Annotated in this window: 6 protein-coding genes; 4 read left to right on the plus strand and 2 right to left on the minus strand. The window is 71.0% G+C overall.

The window, feature by feature from the left end:
* The first annotated feature begins 34 nt into the window (after window positions 1–34).
* From G6021_RS09690 to G6021_RS09705, 4 genes are all read left to right on the plus strand, one after another.
* The gene (locus G6021_RS09690) at window positions 35–937 is read left to right on the plus strand and encodes an NAD(P)H-binding protein (RefSeq protein WP_182641171.1); all 903 of its coding nucleotides are present in this window, start codon (window positions 35–37) and stop codon (window positions 935–937) included.
* Window positions 938–1,027: 90 nt separating this feature from the next.
* Complete coding sequence (locus G6021_RS09695; RefSeq protein WP_241736502.1) at window positions 1,028–1,693, plus strand: TetR/AcrR family transcriptional regulator; 666 nt, start codon at window positions 1,028–1,030, stop codon at window positions 1,691–1,693.
* Window positions 1,694–1,854: 161 nt separating this feature from the next.
* Window positions 1,855–2,877: a diiron oxygenase gene (locus G6021_RS09700; RefSeq protein ID WP_182641172.1), complete on the plus strand. Its 1,023-nt coding sequence runs from the start codon at window positions 1,855–1,857 to the stop codon at window positions 2,875–2,877.
* The gene (locus G6021_RS09705) at window positions 2,877–4,394 is read left to right on the plus strand and encodes an FAD-dependent oxidoreductase (protein WP_182641173.1); all 1,518 of its coding nucleotides are present in this window, start codon (window positions 2,877–2,879) and stop codon (window positions 4,392–4,394) included. Before G6021_RS09700 ends, G6021_RS09705 begins: the two co-directional genes overlap by 1 nt.
* Before the next feature lie 153 nt (window positions 4,395–4,547).
* On the opposite strand, the gene eutC is transcribed toward G6021_RS09705, so the two are convergent.
* Window positions 4,548–5,312, minus strand: a complete 765-nt coding sequence (eutC, locus tag G6021_RS09710; RefSeq protein ID WP_182610506.1) for an ethanolamine ammonia-lyase subunit EutC — start codon at window positions 5,310–5,312, stop codon at window positions 4,548–4,550.
* On the minus strand, window positions 5,309–6,298 hold a 990-nt coding region (locus G6021_RS09715; RefSeq protein WP_241736503.1), incomplete at its 5' end, for an ethanolamine ammonia-lyase subunit EutB. The genes eutC and G6021_RS09715, both read right to left, overlap by 4 nt.

A 6,298-nucleotide genomic window follows, 5' to 3' on the forward strand; every position in this document is an offset into this window, starting at 1 on the left:
TCGCCGCCATCATCGAACAGGACCTCGACGCGGGATGACCGTCCTCGTCGTGGGATCGGGTGGGTACCTGGGATCGCGTCTCGTACCCGCGCTGCTGGCCCGGGGGCACCGCGTCCGGGCCGGCGTCACCGATCCCCGGCGAGCGCGGGCGCACGGGTGGGGCGACCGCGTGGAGACGGTCCGCTGCGACGTCCTCGACCCCGGATGTCTGCCGGACGCACTGACCGGGGTGGACTCGGTCGTCTACCTGGTCCACCGGATGGGGTCCGGGCCCGGTTTCCGGGCCGAGGACGCGGCGGGCGCGGCCGCGATGCGCGAGGCCATGGCCACGGCCGGTGTCCGTCGCTGCGTGTACGTCTCCGGACTCGCTCCGTCCGGAGGACCCCGGGAGGAGCTCTCCCGCCACATGTCCTCCCGGCTCGAGGTCGAGCAGCTGCTCTCGGACGGGCCCACGCCGGTGTTCACCCTGCGGGCCGGCATCGTCCTCGGCTCCGGTTCGGTGGGCTTCGAGATGATGCGCACCCTGTGTGAACGGTTGCCGGTCCAACCGGTCCCCCGGTGGATGCGCAGGAGCCGCGTCGAGCCCGTCGCCGAACGTGACGTCCTCGAGGCCCTGTGTCACGCCCTCGAGGTGGCTCCCCGCACCGGCCACGGCGACCTCGGGTGCGGGGAGGCCCTCACCTACCCCGCGCTGCTCCGCCGGTTCTCCCGGGTCGCCGGACTCCCGACGCTCCGCGTCCCGGTGTTCGGGGTGCCATGGGATCTGGTCGCGGCGGGACTGTCTCCCCTCATGGACGTGGACGCCGGCACCGTCGCCGGGCTGATCGAGAGTCTCCGCCACGAGATGGTGACCGCCGGCCCGGCGCCGGACCTGCTGCCCCCGGGGTGGGAGATGACCGGGATCGACGACGCCCTCCGGCGCGCTCTCGACGACTGACGGCGCGATCCGGGCCCGGCGTCCCGGGTCAGCCACACCGGGTCATTCCACACCGCGGCGCGAGCGCGCCCGGTGGGGGACAATCGACCGATGCCCCCGAATCTCCCGTTCACCGCCGCGACGTTCATCCGCGCCGCCCTGGACCGCCACGGGCCGAGCGGCACCACCGACGATATCGGAGAGAAGCTCCTCGACGCGGCCCTGCGGCAGTTCGAGCTCTTCGGCGTGACCCGGTCGACGATGGGGGACATCACGCAACGGTCGGGCCTGTCCCGGATGACCCTCTACCGCCGGTTCGCCAACAAACAGGAGCTCATCAACGCCGTCCTGCTGCGCGAGTCCGGGCGCATCCTGGCCGGGTTGAAGCAGGAGATCGACCGGTACGACGACGTGGAATCCAAGCTGACCGAGGGGTTCCTCTACACCGTCGAGACCCTGCGCGCGCACGGCCTACTCAACCGCCTCCTGGAGAGCGAGCCCGAGGTCGCCGTCCCCTATCTCACGGTCCAGGCCGAACCCCTGGTCAGCAGCAGTGCCGAGTTCCTCGCCTCGGAGATGGCCACGAGTCTCGACGACTCCAGGTCGCACGAGGAACTCCTGGTGGCCGCCGAGGTGGCCGTCCGCCTGGTGATCTCGTTCGTCCTCACCCCCTCGACGACCATCGATCTGGACGACCCCGACGTGGCCCGCGAATTCGCCCGGCGGCACCTCGGCCCACAACTCCGTGGTGGGCGGGGACATCCCGAGGGGGCATAGGACCCGACGGGGCTCGGGCTCCGACAGACAGCGACGGTCGGCGCCCGGGCGTTGACACGGAGGGCCGCGCTGCCTAGCCTCAGTTACAAAGAGACCTCAAATGTCACTCTGTACTCCGAGGCTCTCTCCGACCCACCTCGTCGGAAACGAAAGGGATCGCCATGACCGCACCCACGCCCACCACTGCCCCCTCACCCTCGGCTCCGACCCCGAGCAGCTCCCGCGCCGAGTACGACGCCGCCCTGCTCCGCCTGTCCGAGGCGTCGGTCAGGCGCCACTTCGACGCGTTCGTCGACGTCCCCTGGGACCACCCCGACTTCCGCGTGGACCGCACCGACGAGCGCTGGGTCCTGCCCGCGGACGTGGACCCGCTGGGCGCCCACCCCTGGTACCAGGCGTTGCCCGTCGAGACGCAGATCGAGATCGGGCTGTGGCGCCAGGCCAACATCATGAAGGTCGGCCTGCAGTTCGAGAACATCCTGATCCGCGGGATCATGCAGTACATCGCGAACCTGGACAACGGGTCGGCCGAGTTCCGATACCTCACCCACGAGGCGACCGAGGAGTGCCACCACACCCAGATGTTCCAGCAGGGCGTCAACATCATCGGTGCCGACGTGCCCGGCCTGCCGCGCTGGATGCGCCGGGTCTCCCCGATCATCCCGTGGTTCGCATCCCTCACCCCGGTGGGCTTCTTCATCGGCGTTCTCGCGGGCGAGGAGCCGATCGACCACACCCAGAAGCAGATCCTGCGCGGCGCGGACGAGCTCCCGCCCGTATTGAGCCGCATCATGGAGATCCATGTGGCGGAGGAGGCGCGGCACATCTCCTTTGCGCACACCTACGTCGCCCGCCACGCGCCCCGGATGAGCCGCGGTCAGATCTTCGCGGTCTCCCTGGCGTTCCCCGTGATCATGCGGGTGCTGTGCGATGCCATTCTCAAGCCGACCAAGGAGTTCCGCGAGGAGTTCGACGTTCCCCGCGAGGTCATCGACGAGCTGTACTGGGACAGCCCGCGGTCCCGCGAGTTCCTGTCCGACCTCTTCTCCGACGTGCGCATGCTCGCCGAGCAGTCCGGACTGATGAACCCGCTGGCACGGCGGGTCTGGCGGGCGTTGAAGATCGACGGTCGCGCCTCCCGCTACCGCAGCGAGCCGCCCGTCTCGTACGCCACCGCCGTCTGATGCCCCACGTGGTCACGCAGGCCTGCTGCGCCGACGCGTCCTGCGTCCACGCGTGCCCGGTCAACTGCATCCACCCGACTCCGGACGAGCCGGACTTCGCCACCGCCGAGATGCTGTACATCGACCCGGACGTCTGCGTGGACTGTGGGGCGTGCGTGGGAGCGTGCCCGGTCGGGGCGATCGTCCCCGACGACCGCCTCACCCCGGGCGAGCAGGTCTTCCTGGACCTCAACGCAGTGCTGAGCACGCCGTCGCGCCCGTACCCACCGCAGGCGCCGGTCCCCCCGATCCGCCGTCTGGAGCGGGGCCGCGGCCCCGCCGGGGAGCCACTGCGGGTGGCGATCGTCGGAGCCGGCCCCGCCGCTCTGTACACCGCCGACGAGCTGCTCAGGCAGCCGGGCGTCGAGGTGACCGTCTTCGATCGCCTGCCCGTCCCCCACGGTCTGGCCCGGCACGGGGTGGCCCCCGATCACCCGCGGACCCGGTCGGTCACCGACCTGTTCGCGCTCATCGAGGCCCAAGCCGGTTTCACCTACCGGCTGGGGGTGGAGATCGGCCGGGATGTCACCGTTGACGAACTGGCCGCTCACCACGACGCCGTGGTCTACGCGACCGGGGCCAGTACCGATCGCCCCCTCGAGATCCCGGGCACCGGGCTCGCCGGGAGCATGTCCGCGACGGAGGTGGTGTCCTGGTACAACGGCCACCCCGACCACGTCGACGCCCGGGTCCCGCTCGACCACGAGCGTGCCGTCATCGTGGGCAACGGCAACGTCGCTCTGGACGTCGCCAGGATCCTCGCCACGCCCGCGGAGTCCCTCGCCGGGACCGACATCTCACCTGTCGCCCTGAAGGCCCTGCGGGACAGTCGCGTCCGCGAGATCGTCGTGCTGGGCCGACGGGGGCCCGCGCAGGCCGCGTTCACCCTGCCCGAACTGGTCGGGCTGGCCTCGCGGGACGATATCGACCTGCGCGTCGACGCACCGGACGGGATCGATCCGGGAGCGGAGACCGATCCCCAGAGATCCCTCATGCTCGACTGCCTCGCGGACGTGGCCGCCCGCGCGCCACGGACGGGCAGGCCGCGGATCGTCCTGCGTTTCCAGACCGCACCCGTGGAGGTCGTCGGTGACGGACGCGTCGAGGGACTGCGGATCGCGGGTACGGAGTTGACGAGCCTGGACGGGAACGTGCGAGCGGTTCCCCGCCCGGGGACCGAGGAAATTCTGCCCGCAGGACTGGTCCTGCGTTCTGTCGGATACCGCGGAGTGCCCGTGCCGGGCGTGCCGTTCGACCCCGTCACCGGGACGATCCCCCACCGAGACAGCCGCGTCCTCGACCGCCCCGGCGGGTCCGAGGTCCCCGGCGCCTACGTGGTCGGGTGGATCAAGCGAGGTCCCCGCGGGTTCATCGGGTCCAACAAGACCTGCGCCCGCGAGACTGTCGACGCGCTGCTCGCCGACGCCAACGCCGCGCGTCTCCGCTCACCCCGTTCGGCGAGGGCGTTCGCGACATAGTCGAGACACCGAGCGCAGGTAGCAGTACCCGGGGGCTCCACGGCGGATGTCGACGCCGCGATTGCCGGCAGGGCCGACGTGAGCACCCGGCACGTCGGGCAGGTCGCGCTGTTCTCGGCACGGCGACCTGAGAAGCAGGCCCACGGGCCCGGGCTACTCGATCGTCAGCGCGTCCGAGGCGTCCACCTCGACCGCCCGCGAGGTGTCCTTGAGCGCCACCCCGGACGCGCCGAGCGCCCGGGCCCCCGCGATGAGCCGGGCGACGATATGGGCGGACCGGGCGTAGCCCAGCCCGTCCGGCGGGTGGATGTTGGAGATGCAGTTGCGCCCGGCGTCGGAGGTGCCCGGCGCGGGCAGGTGGGTCAGGTAGATCCCCAGGCTGTCCGCGACCGACAGTCCCGGCCGCTCGCCGATGATCACCACGACCGTGCGCGCCCCCATCGCCTGGGCGAGGTGATCGCCCAGCGCCACCCGCGCCTCGGTCGCGATCACCGGCGGCGCGATCGAGTACAGCTCGGACAGCTCGGACACCAGCGCGGCGAGGAGCCCGGCGCCGTGGTCCATCAGTGCTCGAGGCGACAGGCCGTCGGCCAGGACGAGGCCCACATCGAACTCTCCCGTGGTGATCGAGGACAGGTCCTGCGGCACCCTGCCCAGATCCGGGCGCCGCAGGTACTCCGCACGCGAGGAGGCCTGCGAGGAGACCACGGCGGGTTCCCCGATGCCGAGCTTGTCCACCTCCGAGGCGAGGGCCTCGACGTCCAGCGGCATGTGCACCGCGTCGCGCGCGGCGGCGTGGGCGGACCGGAACTCCAGGACGCGGCGGGTGGGAAGGGAGTCACCGGTGCGGCCGAGCCCGATGCGCGCCTGGGTGCTGCGACGCAGCTCGTCCCAGAAGGACGGCTCGATCCCGCTCATCGCGTCCCCGTCAGAGCGCGGAGCGGAGATCCGGTCGCGTCGACGTCCAGGATCCGTCCCTGCGCATCGACCATGCCCAGACAGTCGAGCCAGGCCGCGAACTCGGGAGCCGGGGTCAGTCCCAGCACCTGCCTGACGTACAGGACATCGTGGAAGCTCAGGCTCTGGTAACCGAGCATCACGTCGTCGGCGCCGGGGACCGCGATGACGAACGCGGTGCCCGCCGCCCCGAGGAGCGTGAGCAGGGTGTCCATGTCGTCCTGGTCGGCTTCGGCGTGGTTGGTGTAGCAGACGTCCACGCCCATCGGCAGCCCGAGGAGCTTGGCACAGAAGTGGTCCTCGAGTCCGGCGCGGATGATCTGTTTCCCGTCGTAGAGGTACTCGGGTCCGATGAACCCCACGACGGTGTTGACCAGCAGAGGTTCGAGGTCGCGACACACCGCGTAGGCCCTGGCCTCGAGGGTCTGCTGGTCCACCGGCAGACCGCCCGTCCCCAGGTGTGCGCCCGCGCTCAACGCAGAACCCTGGCCGGTCTCCAAGTACATCACGTTGTCGCCCACGGTGCCGCGGTGCAGCGACCGGCCCGCCTCGTTGGCCTCGCGCAGCAGCGTCAGGTCCACTCCGAAACCGGAGTTGGCGCCCTCTGTGCCGGCGACGGACTGGAACACCAGGTCCACCGGCGCCCCCTTCTCGATCAATTCCATCGTCGTGGTGACGTGCGACAGGACGCAGGACTGCGTGGGGATCTCGAAACGCTGCCGGATCTCGTCGAGCAGATGCAGCAGGTCCGAGGTGGCGTGCGGGGAGTCCGTCGCCGGGTTGACGCCGATCACCGCGTCGCCGGAGCCCAGGAGCAGTCCGTCGAGGGTGGCCGCGGCGATGCCCCGCGGATCGTCGGTCGGATGATTGGGCTGCAGGCGCGTGGCGAGCGTGCCCGGCAACCCCACGGTGGTGCGGAACGCGGAGGTCACCCGGACCGCGCGAGC

Origin of the sequence: Dietzia sp. CW19 (assembly GCF_014145265.1) — a bacterium.
Classification (GTDB): Bacteria; Actinomycetota; Actinomycetes; order Mycobacteriales; family Mycobacteriaceae; genus Dietzia; species Dietzia natronolimnaea.

Coding starts and splice junctions, on each gene's coding strand:
- G6021_RS09690 (WP_182641171.1), top strand. CDS start 35: ATGACCGTCCTCGTCGTGGGATCGGGTGGGTACCTGGGATCGCGTCTC.
- G6021_RS09695 (WP_241736502.1), top strand. CDS start 1,028: ATGCCCCCGAATCTCCCGTTCACCGCCGCGACGTTCATCCGCGCCGCC.
- G6021_RS09700 (WP_182641172.1), top strand. CDS start 1,855: ATGACCGCACCCACGCCCACCACTGCCCCCTCACCCTCGGCTCCGACC.
- G6021_RS09705 (WP_182641173.1), top strand. CDS start 2,877: ATGCCCCACGTGGTCACGCAGGCCTGCTGCGCCGACGCGTCCTGCGTC.
- eutC (WP_182610506.1), bottom strand. CDS start 5,312: ATGAGCGGGATCGAGCCGTCCTTCTGGGACGAGCTGCGTCGCAGCACC.